Annotated in this window: 11 protein-coding genes; 1 reads left to right on the top strand and 10 read right to left on the bottom strand. The window is 42.1% G+C overall.

Annotated elements, in window-relative coordinates; translation table 11 throughout:
- Positions 1–578: 578 nt before the first annotated feature.
- Complete coding sequence (locus CBS1_RS07820; protein WP_128998139.1) at positions 579–2,096, top strand: IS1182 family transposase; 1,518 nt, start codon at positions 579–581, stop codon at positions 2,094–2,096.
- 5 nt (positions 2,097–2,101) lie between these two features.
- On the opposite strand, the gene CBS1_RS07825 is transcribed toward CBS1_RS07820, so the two are convergent.
- The 10 genes from CBS1_RS07825 to CBS1_RS07870 form a co-directional block, all read right to left on the bottom strand.
- On the bottom strand, positions 2,102–7,054 hold the full coding sequence (locus CBS1_RS07825) for a DNA-directed RNA polymerase subunit beta' (protein WP_090222936.1): 4,953 nt from the start codon (positions 7,052–7,054) through the stop codon (positions 2,102–2,104).
- Between the two features lie 74 nt (positions 7,055–7,128).
- The gene (gene rpoB, locus CBS1_RS07830) at positions 7,129–10,677 is read right to left on the bottom strand and encodes a DNA-directed RNA polymerase subunit beta (RefSeq protein ID WP_090222937.1); all 3,549 of its coding nucleotides are present in this window, start codon (positions 10,675–10,677) and stop codon (positions 7,129–7,131) included.
- 283 nt (positions 10,678–10,960) lie between these two features.
- Positions 10,961–11,350: a 50S ribosomal protein L7/L12 gene (gene rplL / locus CBS1_RS07835; protein ID WP_090222939.1), complete on the bottom strand. Its 390-nt coding sequence runs from the start codon at positions 11,348–11,350 to the stop codon at positions 10,961–10,963.
- A gap of 66 nt (positions 11,351–11,416) precedes the next feature.
- Entirely contained in the window at positions 11,417–11,965 is a 549-nt protein-coding gene (rplJ, locus tag CBS1_RS07840; RefSeq protein WP_033192557.1) for a 50S ribosomal protein L10, read from the bottom strand.
- A 250-nt stretch (positions 11,966–12,215) separates the two neighbouring features.
- The gene (locus tag CBS1_RS07845) at positions 12,216–14,006 is read right to left on the bottom strand and encodes a peptidoglycan D,D-transpeptidase FtsI family protein (RefSeq protein ID WP_090222940.1); all 1,791 of its coding nucleotides are present in this window, start codon (positions 14,004–14,006) and stop codon (positions 12,216–12,218) included.
- Positions 14,003–14,272, bottom strand: a complete 270-nt coding sequence (locus tag CBS1_RS07850; RefSeq protein ID WP_033191577.1) for a hypothetical protein — start codon at positions 14,270–14,272, stop codon at positions 14,003–14,005. The genes CBS1_RS07845 and CBS1_RS07850 overlap by 4 nt, the downstream gene beginning before the upstream one ends.
- A gap of 241 nt (positions 14,273–14,513) precedes the next feature.
- Complete coding sequence (rsmH, locus tag CBS1_RS07855) at positions 14,514–15,398, bottom strand: 16S rRNA (cytosine(1402)-N(4))-methyltransferase RsmH (protein ID WP_090222941.1); 885 nt, start codon at positions 15,396–15,398, stop codon at positions 14,514–14,516.
- 241 nt (positions 15,399–15,639) lie between these two features.
- A complete protein-coding gene (gene arcC, locus CBS1_RS07860; protein ID WP_033191575.1) occupies positions 15,640–16,575 on the bottom strand; it encodes a carbamate kinase in 936 nt (311 codons plus the stop codon).
- A 36-nt stretch (positions 16,576–16,611) separates the two neighbouring features.
- Positions 16,612–17,493: a bifunctional enoyl-CoA hydratase/phosphate acetyltransferase gene (locus CBS1_RS07865; protein WP_090222942.1), complete on the bottom strand. Its 882-nt coding sequence runs from the start codon at positions 17,491–17,493 to the stop codon at positions 16,612–16,614.
- A gap of 28 nt (positions 17,494–17,521) precedes the next feature.
- Complete coding sequence (locus CBS1_RS07870; RefSeq protein WP_090222944.1) at positions 17,522–18,361, bottom strand: M55 family metallopeptidase; 840 nt, start codon at positions 18,359–18,361, stop codon at positions 17,522–17,524.
- Positions 18,362–18,535 lie beyond the last annotated feature (174 nt).

Consider the following 18,535-nt stretch of genomic DNA (forward strand, 5'->3'; position numbering starts at 1 on the left):
GGTCGAGAACCTTCCTCTCAGCTCTTCCGCATATATAATCCGCGGATCAGATTGTTTTTAAATGTTTCTTTAGTATTACTTTTTCTAATCACTTAACAATACTTTAGACCATTGGAATATAAGAATTGTTCAAAAATTTCTTGAGATCTAATTTTATATTTCGCGAGGAAGCCTATTAATTTGCTAATGAAAGGAAGTCCGATCCTCTTTTCCGAGGGTACCGTAATATGGAGTTTCATAGAAATGAAAAAGATACATAGCATGTGAGGAAGCTTAAGAAAGGTGTTAACACAATAGTGATTAGAATATGGATTGCTTAAGAGTAATAGTTTTATGAAAAAATCGAGATATCTAATGAGTAATAAACCAAAGATTCCCGTACTTGAACAAATATAGTCTCATATACTTAATTACCATTAGTATACCCCTTCTGCTCCCCAGCAAAAAAAGTGGCATCCTTTTGAGGATGCCACGCAGACTGTTGACAAAGTATAACTTGTTCAAGTATAATCTCTTCAAAAGAGGATCCTTTCCAAACAGGATCCTCTTTTTTTACACAAATAGTAGGAGGAATATACATGCTGACCATCAACAAAGATAAATCACGCAGAGAACAAATCGAATCCGTCTCCATCGAGCAACTCGTCCCTCATGACCACCTCGTCAGAAAAATCGAATCCGCCATCAATTTCGATTTCATCTACGACCTTGTCAAAGACAAGTACTGCCTCAATAATGGCAGACCTAGTATTGACCCCGTTGTGTTAATTAAAATTACCATTATCCAATATATGTTCGGCATAAAATCCATGCGTCAAACCATAAAGGAAATACAAACAAACGTCGCATACAGATGGTTTCTCGGATTCGGGTTTTCTGATACCATCCCTCATTTCAGCACGTTCAGTAAAAACTACGAACGTAGGTTCAAAGGAACCGATTTGTTTGAGCAAATCTTCAACAAAATACTGCAGCAAGCAATCGAGCATGGCTTGGTAAATATGGATGCCGTGTTCATGGATTCAACACACATCAAAGCAAGTGCGAACAAGAAAAAGTACGAGAAGGTATTTGTAGAGGAGCAAACCAAGACATACAAACAAGCTTTAGAAGAAGAAATAAACAAAGATAGGCAAAAACACGGATTGAAGCCTTTGGATTTCACACATGAGAAAGTAAAACTGAAGGAAATAAAAATAAGCACGACAGACCCAGATAGCGGGATGATAAACAAAAATGAAAAAGAACACCAGTTCGGATATTCTGCACACATAGCATGCGATAAGAACGGGATAATACTAAGCTGTATAACAACACCAGCAAATGTCCACGACAGCATGGTGTTTGAGAACTTATTCAATAAAACAAAAAAGAACGCTGGCAAATCGAAAAGGGCAGCTTTGGATGCAGGATACAAGACTCCACCGATATGTAAGCTATTGATGGACGAAGGTATAGTCCCGTGCATGCCATACACACGTGCACAACACAAAGAAGGGTATTTCAAAAAAAGACAATTCGTATACGATGAATATTACGATTGCTACATATGTCCACAAGGGCAGATATTAGAATACTCAACAACAAACAGAAAAGGGTACAAAGAATACAAATCGGATCCGAAGGTATGTGAGAAATGTGAAGATTTAGGTAGATGTACAAGCAGTAAGAATCACACGAAGATAATCACCCGACATGTATGGGAAGAATACATGGAAGAAGTAGAGTATTTAAGGCACACGAAAGAATGTAAAGAGTTGTACAAAGAAAGAAGCAAGACGATAGAGAGGGTATTTGCGGACTTGAAGGAGAAGCACGGTATGAGGGTGACGATGCTGAGGGGGATAGAAAAGGTGCACATGCAAGTGTTATTGACTTGCACATGTTTTAACATGAAAAAATTAGCGAATTGGATATGGAAAAAGGGGAAGGGAGGTCCAGGGAAGGGCAAAAATTTGGAAGTTTTATTAGAATTTTTCTCAAAAGTTGTATTGGCGATAATAAAACCCCACCTTTCGTTTATCGAAAAGTGGGGGTTTGTCAACAATCTGAGTGGCATCCTTTTGAGGATGCCACGTTTATTTGCGTTACTTTGAAACGGTTATGCCAATTTTTCCTTTTCTTCAGCAGCGTGTCTTGGCGTTTCTTCGTATTGTATGTTTGCAAATATTTCAAATCCAGTTCCAGCGGGGATAAGCTGACCTACGATGACGTTTTCCTTGAGACCTTTGAGTGTATCAATCGCACCTTTGATGGCTGCATCTGTCAGTACTTGTTGTGTTTGCTGGAAGCTTGCCGCACTGAGCCAACCTTCGTATTCAAGTGATGCCTGTGTGATTCTCAGTAGTTTCCTTCTGTACTTAACCGTTTCCTTTGGCATTATCTGGTAAACTTCTCTTTCTTTGTCGTGGTTGATGATTAGTACATCTTTTACATTGTATTTGATCAGCTGTTCTAATAATTGTTCTGTTATTTCGTCTCCTTCTTTTGCAAGTTCTACGATTTGACCTTCTTCGTTCTTTATAAGGATGTGCCTTGCAAGTGTCTTACCAATAATGCGCTTCCTGTTGAGCTCTATCCTTGCGTTACCTTCCATTATCTCTCTGTTGACTTTGTTAAGAAGTGTAATTGGTACAAGGTCGCCTGGTAAGAAGTCTGTATCACCTGGTTCAATGACTTCTGCCTTATTGAGCATCTGCCTGATTATCAATTCGAAGTGTTTGTCGTGGATATCGACACCTTGCTGGACGTAGACCTTCTTGATTTCTCTAAGCAAGTACATTGCCGTGTCTTCCACTCCGAGTTCTTCAAGCACCTTTCTAACTTTCAGAGAACCAGTTGTAAGGGACTGACCCGGTAGGACTTTCTGCCCAATGTTTACGTTGATTCTTACCCTTGACGGAACAACGTATTCGTGTATTGAGCCAAGCTCGTCTTGTATGTAGATCTTCTTTGGTTCATCTTGTGAAATGTCGACTACAATGCCCTTGACTTTAGAGAATATACCTTCTGGGTCTTTCGTCTTTTTCCTTGCCTCGAAGAGTTCTTCAACCCTTGGCAAACCTTGTGTAATGTCCGCCGTTGTCGCGATACCACCGGTGTGGAACGTTCTCATTGTAAGCTGAGTACCTGGCTCACCGATGGACTGAGCTGCTACAATACCTACAGATTCACCGACACTCACAACTTTATGGTTCGAAAGGTCAAGACCGTAACATTTAGCACAGACACCGTGCTCTGATTCACATGTGAGCGGTGACCTTACGTAAATTTCTGGTCGAACAATGATACTGTCTATATTGTTCTCCTCAAGCATCTTTGCAACGGTTACGTCTATTTGTTCTTCTTCAACGGCAAGTTGTCTCTTCCTTTCTTTGTCCCATACGACTTCTTCTGCAACAACGTTTCCAACAACCGGGTAGAGCTTTACCTTTACCGTTTTGATTCGTGCATCTCTTAGCTTTTTGATAACTTCCCAGTTGAGTTCACTTTCCGCTGGTAGTACCTCTCCTCCGAGGTCAACATCTTCTGCAAGTTCTGCGTAGACTTCAGGGATGTTCATATTGGACAGATCAAAGATTTTTTCTTCAACAACAGGTACTCTCTTTTTGTAATTAGACAAGAACTTCGCATCTTCGTCAAGGATTACGGCATCTCTCTGATAGACCCTTCCAGTTTCTGGATTGACGAGTATATTACCTGTTCCTGGTTCGTAAACATCTTTTGCCAAAAGTCTTCCGAAGATGAAATCTTCTATCTTTTCAACAACGAAATTGTCAGAGCTCTTCAATATAGCTGCCCTTACACCTTCGTGTGTTCCACAGTCTGGTTGAGTTATCACAACGCTTTGGACAACGTCAACGAGCCTTCTTGTTAGGTATCCTGCAGAGCTTGTTCTTAAAGCGGTGTCAGCGGAACCTTTCCTTGCACCGTGCGTACTGATGAAGAATTCAAGCACCGACAGACCTTCTCTGAAGTTAGAAAGAATCGGAATTTCGATGGTCTTACCGGACGGGTCAGCCATAAGACCGCGCATACCGGAAAGTTGCTTAAGCTGGTCTTTGTTACCCCTTGCTCCAGAATCGACCATAATAAACACTGGGTTAAATGGATTCTGGCCAAGGTACTTATAAGTTTCTTCTTGCACTATATCTGTTGCTTTCGTCCAAATCTTTATCGTTTCCTTGTACTTTTCTTCATCGCTCAGCAAACCTTCTTCGTAGAGTCTTTCAATTTCTTCTATCTTCTTCATTGCTTCGGCGATGATTTCATTCTTCTTCGGTGAGATGAGGAAGTCTTTCAAACTGACCGTCAATCCTGAAATCGTTGCGTAGTGGAATCCGAGCGTCTTTATATCATCAAGCAGATCTGCAGTTCTGTCAATACCGTGTTTTTTGAATGTCTTGTAGACAACGTCCTTAATCCCGTTCTTACCGAATGTCTTGTTGTAATCTTTGAGTTCGTCCGGAAGAATCGAGTTGAATATCACCCTACCGAACGTTGTTTTGATGACTTTATCGTTGATTTTCACAAGTATCGGCTCGTGTAGTCTTATGTGGCCAAACTCGTACGCGATCTCTGCCTCTTCAGGAGATGCAAACTTCCATTTGATATCTTCTGGCTGGACTTTGTCGTAGTTCTTATCAACCATAGTCAAGTAATAAACACCAGCGACGATATCTTTTCCAGGCATCGATATTGGTTTTCCGTGCGCTGGCGAGATGATGTTGTACCTTGAAAGCATGAGTAACCTTGCTTCAGCTTGTGCCGCTGGCGAGAGCGGTAGGTGAACAGCCATTTGGTCACCGTCGAAGTCAGCGTTGAACGGCGGACATACCAATGGATGCAACTGGATTGCGTTACCTTCTATTAATTTTGGTTCGAACGCTTGAATCGACATCCTGTGTAGTGTTGGTGCCCTGTTGAGTAGGACAACCCTTCCTTGAATCACCTTTTCGAGTTTTTCCCAAGCTTTTGGATCTTCTCTTTGGAGTTCCTTTCTGTATTTCTTGACTTTTGTCTGTGTTGTTTCGGCGTTTTCTTCTTTCGAGAGCTCGGCGATAACAAACGGTTCGAAGAGCTCAAGCGCCATCTTCTTTGGTAAACCACATTCGTGTATCTTCAAATGAGGACCAACAACGATGACCGCACGACCGGAGTAGTCTACACGTTTACCGAGTAAGTTCCTTCTGAAACGACCTTTCTTTCCTCTGATGAGATCAGTGAGTGATTTCAGCGGTCTTCCGTTCCTGTCTGTGTACGCTTTTCCTATCTTCCCGTTGAAGATAAGGTTATCGACGGCTTCCTGAAGCATACGCTTCTCGTTCCTGATGATGACTTCAGGCGCGTTCATTTCGTACAATCTCTTAAGTCGGTTGTTTCTCATTATGACCCTTCGGTAAAGGTCGTTGAGGTCCGTTGTTGCGAATCGGCCGCCGTCTATCTGGATCATAGGCCTGATTTCTGGTGGAACAACTGGCAGAACGTCCAGCACCATCCATTCTGGTTTTGTTCCACTTTCCATAAGGTCTTTGACGATTCTCAATTTCTTCAACAATTTCTTAGCTCTTACACTGCTCTTTGGAACTTTATTGAGCTCGTTCTCGAGGTCGGTTTTCATAACTTCGAGGTCAAGTTGCTGCAGTAATTTCTTTATAGCTGCAGCACCAGTTTCTGCTTCGATTTTTCCTGGGTATATCATGCTGTAAGCTTCGTAATCTTGCTGGGTAATGATCTGGCCTCTTGTAATTCCTGTTTCCTGCGATATCTCTGGATCGATGTACGTTACAACCATTATTGGTTTATCGTTTTCCACTTGCTCTTCAACAACGAACATGCCGTGGTAGTGTTGGCTGAAAATTTTGTATTCTTCAATAGAAAGCTTTTCATCTTCAAACAAGAACCTGTCAGCGATGACATCGCCTGCTTTTACCATTTCTCCGTCTTGTACGTATATCGTTGCACCTTCGAAAACTGGGTACGTCTTCGAGGATTGGACATTTTCGATATATATCGTACCTGTTGTAATTACTTCGTATGTTCCATTATCAATAGGCCTAAGGTTGAGATTTCTGCTGAATTTAACAGTTCCAGAAATTGGCGCAATTAAGCGTGGCAGCACTGTTTCTGTGCTCAGCTGTTGCCCTTTCTTGACTTTATCGCCGTTCTTTACCAAAGCTCGTACACCGTACGGTAATGTGAATGTGATAGGCGTATTCTTGCTTGTTGGAAGTGGGTTCAACGTGATTGTTTCCGAAACTTCGTCGACTTCTACAGTTCCATCAAATGGTGCGAAAATGGCGTCAACCCTTTTTTCTGGAACTATTTCGTCTCCTTGGTTGACAAAATCACCATCCTTAACCTTGAGTTCCATGCCACTGTAAACACGCAATTCGGTTCTTATAACGTTCTTTATTGTGATCCAGTAGATATCTCTGTCTGTGTGTGTTCTTTCGTGCTTTATCTGAACTTCTCCATCTATGTCGGCTACGAGTGGAGCTCTTGGTTCCTTGACGATGTAAGCGGGCGACACTTCAAAATCCCATTTTTTCTCATATATTTCATACTCTGTTTGGTTCAGTATTGAACCTTTAACAAACGGTGTATTCTTTGGGTCTGTGACTATCAAAACTCTTTCATTGACTCTTCTGCTACCAAAGTAAACGATGTTTTCTATGTCTTTCACGGTCATATCAAGTAACGTGGCGATGACGCTAGGTGTGTTCTTGAGATACCAAACGTGCGTAACAGGTGCAGCCAATTCGATATGTCCGAATCGGCGCCTTCTTGCATCCCTTGATTCAACTCTAACTCCACACTTTTCACAAACCGTACCTTCGTATTTCTTTCCACTGTACTTTCCGCAAGCACATTCGTAATCCTTCACAGGTCCGAAGATCCTTTCACAGAAAAGACCGTCCCTTTCCGGTTTGAAGGTACGGTAATTGATTGTTTCAGCCTTTTTGACTTCTCCACTTGACCAGCTTCTAACAACCTCTGGAGATGCCACCGCCACTTTAACTTTTGCAATTTTCCTCTTGAAAGAAGAACTCATTCATTTTCCCTCCTCTTAACGTCGGGTGAGAAACCACGCAAACTTAATAGAACCAAAAAAATCGGTACGCTGCTTTACATTTTCTCGATATCTATCTCATTACCGTGCTCGTCATAAACACGCACGTCAAGTGCAAGACCTTTCAGTTCTCTCACAAGGACCTTGAAGCTCTCTGGTAGACCGGGTTCTGGTAAGTTCTTACCTTTCATTATCGCTTTGTAAACTTCCGTTCTACCCTTGATATCGTCACTCTTGACCGTTAGCATTTCGTTCAACGTGTAAGATGCTCCATACGCTTCAAGTGCCCAAACTTCCATTTCACCAAACCTTTGACCACCGAATTGAGCTTTACCACCGAGTGGTTGCTGGTGTATCAGTGAGTACGGTCCTGTTGCCCTTGCGTGGATCTTGTCCCTTGCGATGTGGATGAGTTTCATGATGTACATATAACCGACGAGCACTGGTGAATCGAACTCTTTACCTGTTCTTCCATCCCTAAGGATGACCTTACCTGATGGATTTTCCGGATCATCACCGTGGTGTAGATTGAGACTTTCACGGACTTTGTAAAGTTCTGGCAGTATTTCATCTTCTTTAGCACCGTCGAAAACAGGTGTAGCAAAGTGCCTGTTTGTCAATTTTGCTAACCATCCAAGAGAAGTTTCAAGTACCTGACCGATGTTCATACGTGATGGAACGCCCAATGGGCTCAGGACTACTTGAACGGGTGTTCCATCCGGCAAGAACGGCATGTCTTCTTTTGGAAGAATCATCGAAACGACACCTTTGTTACCGTGCCTACCTGCAAGCTTATCTCCAACTTCGAGTGGTTTCCTCGTTGCCAAGTAAACGCGAACGAGTGTATTCACGCCAGGACCAAGGTCACCAACTTCTTCTTTATGGAAGATGTGGACTCCGATGACTCTACCTTCGACACCGTGTGGGACTCTGAGTGACGAGTCTTTGACGTCTTTACCTTTTTCTCCAAACACGGACCTCATGATCTTTTCTTCCGGTGTCGCATCGCTTTCGCCCTTTGGTGTAACCTTACCAACGAGGATATCCTGTGATGTAAAGTATTTCTGCTTACCAACGTATGCCCCAATTCTTATAATTCCGTTTTCATCGAGGTTCCTCAGATTTTCCTTCGATACATTCGGTATTTCTGCGGTGATTTCTTCTGGTCCGACTCTTGTTTCTCTAGCTGTTGTTTCGTAAACTTCGATATGCACGGATGTAAATGTTTCTTCCTCAAGCAGTTCTTCACTCACCAATATAGCATCTTCGAAATTGTAACCTTCCCATGGCAAGAACGCAACAAGTACGTTTTTACCGAGTGCGAGTTCGCCGTTATCGGTTGCTGGTCCGTCCGCTATTGGAGAACCCTTCTTCACAAAATCTCCAGCGTTAACGATGGGCTTCTGGTTAATGCATGTATCTTGGTTTGACCTTACGTATTTCAATAATGAGTACTCGTCTAATACCGGTTCTCCCTTCTTGTCGTAAAGTGGATTACCATTTTCATCTGTTCTGTGGATGACGATCTTTCTGGCATCGACTTTCTTAACGATTCCGTCATGTCTTGCCAAGACAACGTGACCAGAATAGATTGCTGCTGGGTATTCCATACCTGTTCCGACAAAAGGAGCTTCCGATTTGATCACCGGAACAGCTTGCCTTTGCATGTTGGAACCCATTAATGCGCGGTTAGCGTCGTCGTGTTCCAAGAACGGTATTAGTGACGTTGTAACACTAACTATCTGCTTTGGCGATACATCTACAAAGTCAACTTCATTTCTGTGCACATATACAATTTTTTCAAGGTATCTAACGGGGACTTTTTCTTGCAGTATATTTCCATTTTCGTCCCTTGGAATTGTCGCTGAAGCGATTCTGTAATTTTCTTCTTCATCTGCTGCAAGGTAGACAACCTCATCTGTAATTCTACCGTTGACAACCTTTCTGTAAGGTGTCACGAGGAATCCAAACTTATCAATTGTTGCGTAAACGGCAAGAGAGGTGATAAGACCTATGTTACCACCTTCTGGTGTTTCGATAGGACACATTCTACCGTAGTGTGAGTGGTGAACGTCACGAACCTCAAACCTTGCCCTTTCCCTTTTCAATCCACCAGGACCAACTGCCGTTAACCTTCGTTTGTGTGTCAATTCGGCGATTGGGTTGACCTGGTCCATGAACTGTGAAAGAGGGTTAGTTGCAAAGAAACTGTTAAGAGATGCAACAACATTTCTCAAGTTAATCAAGCTTGGAATTGATATCTTGTCGAGACTCGTGTAGGTAGCGAGCTTTTCTTGAATCTGATGGACAGATTTCGAGAAAGCCCTTTCAAATTCTGAACCGATAAGTTCACCGACAGTTTTGACTCGCTTATTTGATAGGTGGTCTTTCGTATCAAGTGTCTCTGGATGCTTTTCAACTTCAAGGAGCATCCTGACAACCAAGATTATATCCATCGGTGTAAGTGCATCCGAAGATTCGGAATATTCAACGTTCTCTACGCTCTTTGGGTCTCTTCCTTCTATTTCAATAAGGTATCTTCTGTACGTATTTGTCAATTTCTTGTTCATTTTGTACCTACCGACTTCGGTAAGTTCAAATCGTTCGGGATTGAAGTAGAGGTTATTCCAGAAAGACTTTGCCGCGTTGTATCTGAAAACTTCACCGGGGCGCAATTCTTTGTATATTTCCATGTACGCCCTGAGTTCGCTAATATTTTCCTCAATTGGCATTTTCAGACGTTCTTTAAGCTTTAAATATGTTTTATGTATGTACTTGTTCGCAACCTTTATCTTATCGATTCCGTGTTCTCGGAATATTTCAACAAGTGTTGGTGTCAGTACTGAACCTTTCTCAGCAAGCATTTCCCCAGATTTTGAAACAACGTTTTCGATAATTATTACTCCCTCTGAATGTTTCAGAGCGTAGTCATCTTCAACATCTATGTAACTTGGGAAGAGAGAGAGGATATCTATATCGTTTTGATAACCAAGAGTCTTTAATACCAAGAAAAGATTCAGCTTTTTTCTTCTATCGATTCGTGCGTACAAAGTCTCATCGTTAAGGTTAAGCAATACCTCGAGCCACACACCTCTCACTGGCAAAAAGTGAGCTACGTATATCGGTTTTGCGCCGATGTTCTTGGTCGGCTCCTCGACAAAATAAACGCCAGGGCTCCTGACAAGCTGACTGACAACGACTCTTTCGACGCCGTTTATGACGAACGTCTGATTTTCTGTCATGATTGGGTAATTTCCGAGGCTAACTTCTTCCTCGCGCATTTCTCCAGTCGAAAGGTCCGTAACTCTAACTGTTGCGAAGAATGGAGCGACGTAAGTGAGAAGGCGTTGTTTACACTCCTCAACGGAGTGGATAGGGTCGCCTACGCGGAAACCAACGAACTCGAGGCTGAAGCCCTTGTCTCTTCTGCCCTCCGTCTTTACTGAGGTTATTGGGCTGAACTTCTTGAGGATGCGCAAAATTCCATGGTCCAATAACTCCTTGAAGGATTTATGCTGGATTTCTACGAGGTTAGGGACATCGATGACTTCGTCAACTCTTCCGAAGGAGTACCTTATCCTCTTGCCCACGTGATAAGTTTTCAATCTGATCACCTCTTCCTAAAGTGTCAATACAGAATGGTTGGATATTACAAACAGTGAGGGGTCGAAAGAACTGGGTGTATAAATAAAAAACGCAGGGTTCTACAGAACCTGTTCGATACTGTGTCTTTTGAAGATTTTGGGTTTGTTGTGGCTTGCTCACTCATTCCATATCTATCTTATGGCAGACAATAATACCGCAATTATATATTAAACCATAAAAACCCCGCACTGTGTAGTACTGTGCGGGGTTTGATACACAATATTCTTAGTTTTGAAAAATATGTTACTTAATTTCAACTTCTCCGCCGACTTCTGCGATTTTCTTCTTAATTTCTTCTGCTTCTTCCTTCTTAACGCCCTGTTTAATGAATGCGTCTGGTGCACCAGCTTTTTCAACAAGGTCTTTTGCTTCTTTAAGGCCAAGTCCTGTGATTTCCCTAACAACTTTGATAACTTCAACTTTCTTCTGGCCGAAGCTCTTGAGGAGAACGTCAAATGTGTCCTTTTCTTCTGCCGCCACTGCTGGAGCTGCTGCCGCTGCTGCTACTGGCATTGCTGCCATAACTGGAGCTGCTGCGCTAACGCCGAATCTTTCTTCAAGCATCTTAACAAGTTCTGCGAGTTCTGCAACTGTCAATGACTCAATAGCTTTTACGAGTTCTTCCAATGTCATAATATCCACCTCCTAGTAAGTTTAACAAATGTTCATAGTGTTATTGACTCATAACAAACTTTGGAATTACTGCTTTTCTTTTTGCTCTTTGATAGCGTTAAGAGCGTAAAGTACACTTCTAAGCACACCTGCGAGAGAGTTGACAAGTCCGCGAATAGGTGCTTGGATGCCACCAACAACCATTGCGAGAAGTTGTTCTCTCGATGGAAGTTTGGAAAGGTTTTCGAGCTGGTCGCCCGCGAAGAACTTTCTTTCAAGGTACAGACCTTTGCAGGTAGGTACTCCTTTGTTTTCTTTCACAAAGTTGTAGAATATCTTGATGGCTTCAACAGGATCTGCTTCTCTATTCACGTAGAGAACTGCTGTTGGTCCAAAGAAGGAGCCGTCGTGACCTTCGATGTCATACTCTGCGTTCTTAAGAGCCATCTTCAAAAGTGTGTTCTTAACGACTGTAAACCTTGCATCGTTACCCAACTTCTCTCTCAATGCTCTTCTGAGCTTTGTCATCTGAGCAACGCTTAGCCCAGTAAAGTCGGCGAAAAGCACCAAGGAAGAATTCTTAAACTCTTCGGTCAACTCACTTACAAGTTGTTCCTTCTCAGGTCTTTTAAGCACGTCGTCACCTCCCATATCAAATAAAAAATGCCTCTTTTCGAGGCATAACGGAGGGGAGCACACCACTAAAAAGAGCGCTAATGCGCTGAACCGGTGTCTTATCCCTTCCGTGCCTCCTGCAGGCGCCCTTTTGTGAGGGCTTTATTTGACCTGCAATCTACGGCAGTTTCAATTTAAGGACTACGCTTATTCTACCAGACTTTTCTCATCTGTGGTGAACAATGAGTTACATCTGTGTAAAAGAATACAACTATCGAATGATGCGTTTCAAAGGCATCGGTGTGTCTGACAACCAGACATCGACAACAATTGTATTTGTTTCATCCATAGTTGTTGATGTAGCGTATTTTTCTACATAAAGCCCTGTACTGTTTATCCTTAAAGCAATATTTGTCGATTCGGCAAGTTCCTTGAGTTGAGAAATGTTCCAGCCTGTGATATCCGGAAATGTTGTATAAATTTGCTTTCCAGAATTTGATAAGTGATTCTGGTAATCTTTCAAAGTTAGAACCACTTCTTTGAAGAACGGTGCTGCGACAACGCTACTCAGTTTTTCCGTTTGAGGTGAATCGACCCATACCATTATTGTGTAAGGTATATCCAGGACAGCTTGCCCAACAAAGACTGCAGTAACATCTTTTTTCTGGTTTTTCTGTGCGGTACCGGTCTTTCCGTATATCTCTATTCCATCTATCTTTGCGTTTATTCCTGTTCCTCTTTCAACAACATCTCTGAGCATCTGTTTAACAACATCTGCAGTTGATTTGGATATCACTCGCTTCTTGGTAACCTCTTTTCCTTCATCAAGCGTAGGTGAAACATAGATTCCGTCGTTCACTATCGTATTGAAGGCAGCGAGCAGCTGAACGGGGGTTACACCTATGGATTGACCTATAGCCATAAACGCCCAATCAGCTCTGTACCACTTGTCAGGAGTATTAAGCTTTCCTGGAATTTCACCTTGCAATTCTATTCCCGTTTCCTTTCCAAATCCAAAAGATTGAAAAACCTCGTAAAGTTTTTCTGTTCCTAAGGAGTCAACAATGCTTTTCGTGGTAAGCACGGAAACTACGTTGCATGAATGGACCAATCCATCGTACAGATTTATATCCTTGTGAACCTCTAAGTCTTTGATTGTTAAGTTTAAACCTTCGATAGGCTTTACATACCCGGGGCAGTAATACTGAGTGTTAGGTTTCACAAGTCCTAATTCAATTGCGGCTGAAAATAGGATAGGCTTGATAGTGGAACCAGGTTCTATATATCCCATGTAATAGGTAGGCCAACTTTGTGTGGTTAAAGCCGCTCTTACCTTTCCTGTGTTGCTTTCCATTACCAGGACACCGACTTCTGTTGCTTGCTTCTTCTCTTTGTATTCTTGAGCCAAAGTGTAAAGTTGTCTTTGAAGTTCACTATCTATAGTAATACGGACATTCTTTCCGTTTTCAGGGTCGATTTTCACAGAACTTAGAGGTTTCCCAAAGACCCCCGAATAAGTGATTGAAATGATACCATCTCTTACGGGTCGCAAGATTTTATCAAAGTACGCTTCAACACCACTTATTCCGTGCCTCTGGTCTGTCTTACCAATGATAGCGGAAAGTCCAAAATCCGACAAGGAAATACGTCTTTCCTCAGGAACAATTGCAACGAACCTCAGAAACTGTGTGGGAATTTTTTTTAATGCTTCTTGTCTGCTACCGACTACACCAAGTCGTAAAATGCTTCTCTTATCGATTTCACCGAGTTGTTCCGTCACGCCAAAAGCGTTGAGCAATCTCAAAAAATCTGGCGATTTCTTGAACGCGTTACCAGAAAAACTTCTGAGGTAGTTTAAATCCAAATAGACTCCGTAAACAACCTCGCTAGTAGCGAGCAAACGCCCGCGGGAATCGTAGATATTTCCACGTAGCGCTGGGATATGACTCCTGACAGCGTACTGATTTGTATATATATTTGTATAGACCTTTATAAGTAAAATAGCTACGAACAGTGAAATTGTTATTAACACCAGTCTGTAACGATGACTACTTCTGCTCAATTTATTACATCACGCCCTAATACAATTTTTGCGATCTGCATATCCAAGACTTCACTGTGCTGCCTTAAATTCGATAAACTCTCTTGGTACATCTCAATTTGCCTTGACATCTCCGCTGTCCTTAGGTTAAATTGGTACGCACTAAGAATCAACCCAGCAAATAAAAACCCAGCAAAAACATACTTCAGAACTCGAGAAACAGCCTTCTGTTGTTCTTGCAAACCCTCAAGTTCCGCTTCTCTTCGCTTACTTCTTACAAGCGTCATACTCTATCCCCCTCCGCTCCGCTAAGTTATAAGACAATGTGAAATTAAGGACCCGCTAACAGAAACGAGAAAATAAGCCTACGTAATTTGGCTCATTCCCGCTTCGCTGAGTGAATATTAGAGAAATAGAAAAGCAAAATAAATACCTCCAATACCGGAAGAAAAAACGATACCCCACTTCGCTCTAAGCTAGTTGACCGCTTTACGTTTCTCGCTCTTGTTAAGGATACAGATTACCAAATCAAACTCTTTTAGCTACCCTTAGCTTTGCACTTCTTGACCTTGGATTCTCCGCTAGTTCTTCCATACTCGGTGCAACAAAATCCCCAATTGGTTCTAATCTTGGATCATTTTTGAAGGTGTGTTTTACCAACCTGTCTTCCAAAGAATGGAACGATATAATAGCAAGTCTGCCACCTGGTGTTAACAGATCAGGTGCAAACGAAAGGAACTTCGCTAGATTCTCAAGTTCTTTGTTTACTTCTATACGAATTGCTTGGAAGGTCTTAGTTGCGAAATGACGCTTCCGACTATGAATTTCCTTGTATGGTAGAGCCCTTCTAATGGCTTCTACCAATTCTCTTGTCGTATTTATAGGCCTGCTATTAACGATAGAACGGGCTATTCTTCTGGCGAAACGTTCTTCGCCATAATTGTAAATAATATCGGCTAATCTATCCTCAGGGTAGGTATTAACAACGTGGTGGGCGGTTAACTCATTTTCGAGGTTCATCCTCATATCGAGAGGCTCGTCTTGATTAAATGAAAAACCTCTACCTTCACCTTTGAGTTGGTAGGTAGAAACTCCTAAATCAACAAGAAGTCCATCAACACTATGGACTTGTAGTAGGTTAAGCAAGACGGGTAAATCCACGTAGGAGAATTTGAAGAGCTGAACATTGGGGTAGGTTTCCAAATTTCGCTCCGCTATCTGTAATACTTCACTGTCAACATCTATTCCTATGACTCTACCACCTGTCTCCAATATCCGCTCCGCTATCGCTCGAGTGTGTCCACCTTCCCCTACCGTACAATCCACATACACCCCGTCCGGCTTCCATACCAAGTTGTCCACAACTTCCTTCAGCAATACCGGGATGTGTCGTTCATTGTAAATCCTATTCATGCTTCACTCCGCTCCGCTAGTTTAGAAAAAGACTACTTACATTGTAGAACAAAACATGTGAATTTTGCAATTTTTTCGGAAAAAATGAACTGTTGTCAAAACGTGTATTCAAGCCAATTATAGAACATTCGAAGAAATATACTTAAGTATAGTAAAATTTAACATTTCTTTAAAATGAAAAACAGGAGGGTTGGAACTTCTATGCCCTCCTGTCTTATTTCTCTCAAGGTTCAACAATTCTCTATAGCGTTATCCTAGTTCCTGTCAATCCTTTCAGGGCTTTATCAAGAACCGCCATATCAGTGATCAGACATTCTCTGCCAGTCGAAGTTACAAAGTCTATAGCTGCTTCGATTTTTGGTCCCATACTGCCAGATGGGAACTGTCCTTCTGCAAGGTATTTCTTCGCTTCTTCCACTGTAAGGTGATCGAGCGCTTTCTGGTCAGGCTTGTTGTAGTTAATGTACACCTTTTCAACACCGGTTAAGATTATAAGTATATCTGCATCAATTTCCTTAGCCAACAACGCACTTGCTCTATCCTTATCTATAACGGCTTCAACACCTCTTAGTGTTCCGTTTTCTTGGATCACAGGAATTCCACCACCACCAGCTGCTATGACGATAACGTCTTTTTCAACCAATGTTCTTATTACATTCTTTTCAACAATATCCAACGGAATTGGTGATGGAACGACGCGCCTCCAGCCACGTCCGGCATCTTCTTTCATGATCCATCCCTTTTCTTGTTGCAACTTTTCTGCCTCTTCTTTTGAATAAAATGGGCCAACTGGTTTGGAAGGTTTTTGGAAACCGGGGTCGTTCTTGTCAACTATAATTTGTGTGACGACAGCAGTTATTTCTCTTTCCATACTCCTTTTTCTAAGCTCATTACCAAGGGTCAATGCTATCATGTAACCAAGACTGCCTTGTGTTTGTGCATCATTAACATCAAGTGGAAATGGTGGAATCACGTGCTTTGCTAATTCTTGCTGAACCAGAAGGTTTCCAACTTGTGGTCCATTTCCATGAGTTATGACAATATCGTACTCGTCAAGCATAGAAACTAAGAAATGTGCTGTTTCTGCAAGGTTCTTCATCATGTTTTCTGCCGTTGCTTCTTCGCCAGGTCTGTTGACTGCGTTACCTCCGATTGCTACAACTGCCAGTTTTTTCATGCGTACACCTCCAAACACGGAATTTGTATATTAAATTTAAGATAGGGCTATCGCCAGCGCGATGGATGCAAATTTCGATTCGCTTGTATCAGCTCGTGATATGACGATGACCGGTGCTTTCGCTCCAGCTATGATACCAGCTATCTTCCCGTTTGCAAAGTAGACAGCGGACTTCCCGAGAAAGTTCCCACTGTGGATGTCGGGAACAACCAATATATCCGCATGTCCTGCGACATCTCCTTTCACGCCTTTTACTTCTGCTGCATAAACGCTCAAGGCGTTGTCTATTCCTAAAGGTCCATCTATTTTACAATTCTTAATTTGTCCTCTTTCGTTCATTTTCGCGATGATGGCAGCTTCAAGTGTTTCTGGCATGTCGGGGTTAACCGTTTCAACCGCTGCGATAAGTGCAACCCTTGGCATTTCATAGCCTAACTTTCTTGCAACTGCAACCACGTTCTCTATGATCTGGACCTTCTGCTCTAACGTAGGTTTAATTACCATACCACCGTCGGTAACGAAAATCAAGCGGTTCACACCGGGGACTTCTACAACAGCAACGTGAGAGAGCAACCTTTCTGTTCTAAGCCCTTGTTCTTTATCCAAGACAGCTTTGAGCAAAGTTGAAGTTTTCACGAGCCCTTTCATTACGATATGTGCTCTGCCTTCAACGACAGATTTCACAGCTGCTTTCGATGCTTCCTCTTCTGTTCGACAATCAATGATTGGAAAATCCGCACCAAGTTCTCTTAAATTCTCTTCAATTACTTCTCTCTTTCCAAAGAGGATAGCGGAAACGCCCAATTCCTTTGCTTCGATAACGGCCTTCACAGCTTCTTTGTCCTCTGCACCTGCGATTGCGATAACTTTTCCTTTACCCTTTGCCATATCAATAATTTCAGAAAGTGTCCTTATCATCTCTTCACACCTCCGGCAGACTTTTCAATTACACTAAAATCTTAGCTGCTGCGCATATATAGGTCATGGCTAATAATGCTTCGAAAATCAACTTATAATCGTCGTGTACAATTCTGACTTTTCTACCATCTAAACGTTCGACGAGGGGCATTGAAGAAACAAGGTCAGCCCTGAGGGTATCGCTGAACTCTACGATCATTTCAATTGGAGATGAGAATCGAAAAATCTCAAAATCTTCCCTGGACTTTGTTGATAAAAGCTGTGCGCATTCCTCCAGTTCGTTCAGTAAACTCGCCACAGGTTTCATGATAGCACTATGTCTTCCAATGGATTTCTTAGTTTCTAGGTAAAGTGCCTTTGGCAGGACTTTCGAAGTTTGAATAACCACCTTATCGTCCCCAACTAAGCATCCAAGAGGAACTCCAAACAATCCGGCAAAGGCTGCGTTGATAAGTGCCTCGTTCATCTCCATACCATTTATCCAAATGTTGTGTATCGATGAACTCGAATATGTGTGGTCCATATTTGCATGCAACGTTCCTATCCCTGCGTGGTAGCCGAAAAATACGGTAAAATCATAAGACTCATCTATACCGTACATCATATAATACTGCCTGATTCCACCACTTACTAACGTGACGTTGGGAAATTCCTCGGTGAGCTCCCAGGGTATGTTGTCACCAGCTGCATGGGAATCGACTAGAGTTATCTCATTTCCATCTAACCCTCTCAAGAATGCCCTCAACTGTCTTAACATTTCTTCCTTTTTGTAATCACTACTTTTTTTATCCACATCATTCCAACTTGTAATACCGGCAAGACCTTCGTAGTCGAAAGATATAAATATTTTCTTTCTTGTTGTAGCCATGTCATCCACCCCTGTGAGTATTATAAAACAAAGTAGTCACTATATGAAGTCAGGCAAAAAAGAGCATACAGAAGCATACAAAAGCATACACGAGAATTGAACAGAATTAAAGAGCAAGTATGAACTTCCAAAAAATAGTGGCAATTTTCATAGTATACCTTGAGTGATTATTTC

The sequence above is a fragment of the Fervidobacterium changbaicum genome (assembly GCF_004117075.1).
In the GTDB taxonomy this organism is placed as follows: domain Bacteria; phylum Thermotogota; class Thermotogae; order Thermotogales; family Fervidobacteriaceae; genus Fervidobacterium; species Fervidobacterium islandicum.

Bases quoted from the DNA above. Each gene is read 5' to 3' on its own strand.
- CBS1_RS07820 (WP_128998139.1), top strand. From the start codon at position 579: ATGCTGACCATCAACAAAGATAAATCACGCAGAGAACAAATCGAATCC.
- CBS1_RS07825 (WP_090222936.1), bottom strand. From the start codon at position 7,054: ATGAGTTCTTCTTTCAAGAGGAAAATTGCAAAAGTTAAAGTGGCGGTG.
- rplL (WP_090222939.1), bottom strand. From the start codon at position 11,350: ATGACATTGGAAGAACTCGTAAAAGCTATTGAGTCATTGACAGTTGCA.
- CBS1_RS07850 (WP_033191577.1), bottom strand. From the start codon at position 14,272: ATGACGCTTGTAAGAAGTAAGCGAAGAGAAGCGGAACTTGAGGGTTTG.
- rsmH (WP_090222941.1), bottom strand. From the start codon at position 15,398: ATGAATAGGATTTACAATGAACGACACATCCCGGTATTGCTGAAGGAA.
- arcC (WP_033191575.1), bottom strand. From the start codon at position 16,575: ATGAAAAAACTGGCAGTTGTAGCAATCGGAGGTAACGCAGTCAACAGA.
- CBS1_RS07865 (WP_090222942.1), bottom strand. From the start codon at position 17,493: ATGATAAGGACACTTTCTGAAATTATTGATATGGCAAAGGGTAAAGGA.
- CBS1_RS07870 (WP_090222944.1), bottom strand. From the start codon at position 18,361: ATGGCTACAACAAGAAAGAAAATATTTATATCTTTCGACTACGAAGGT.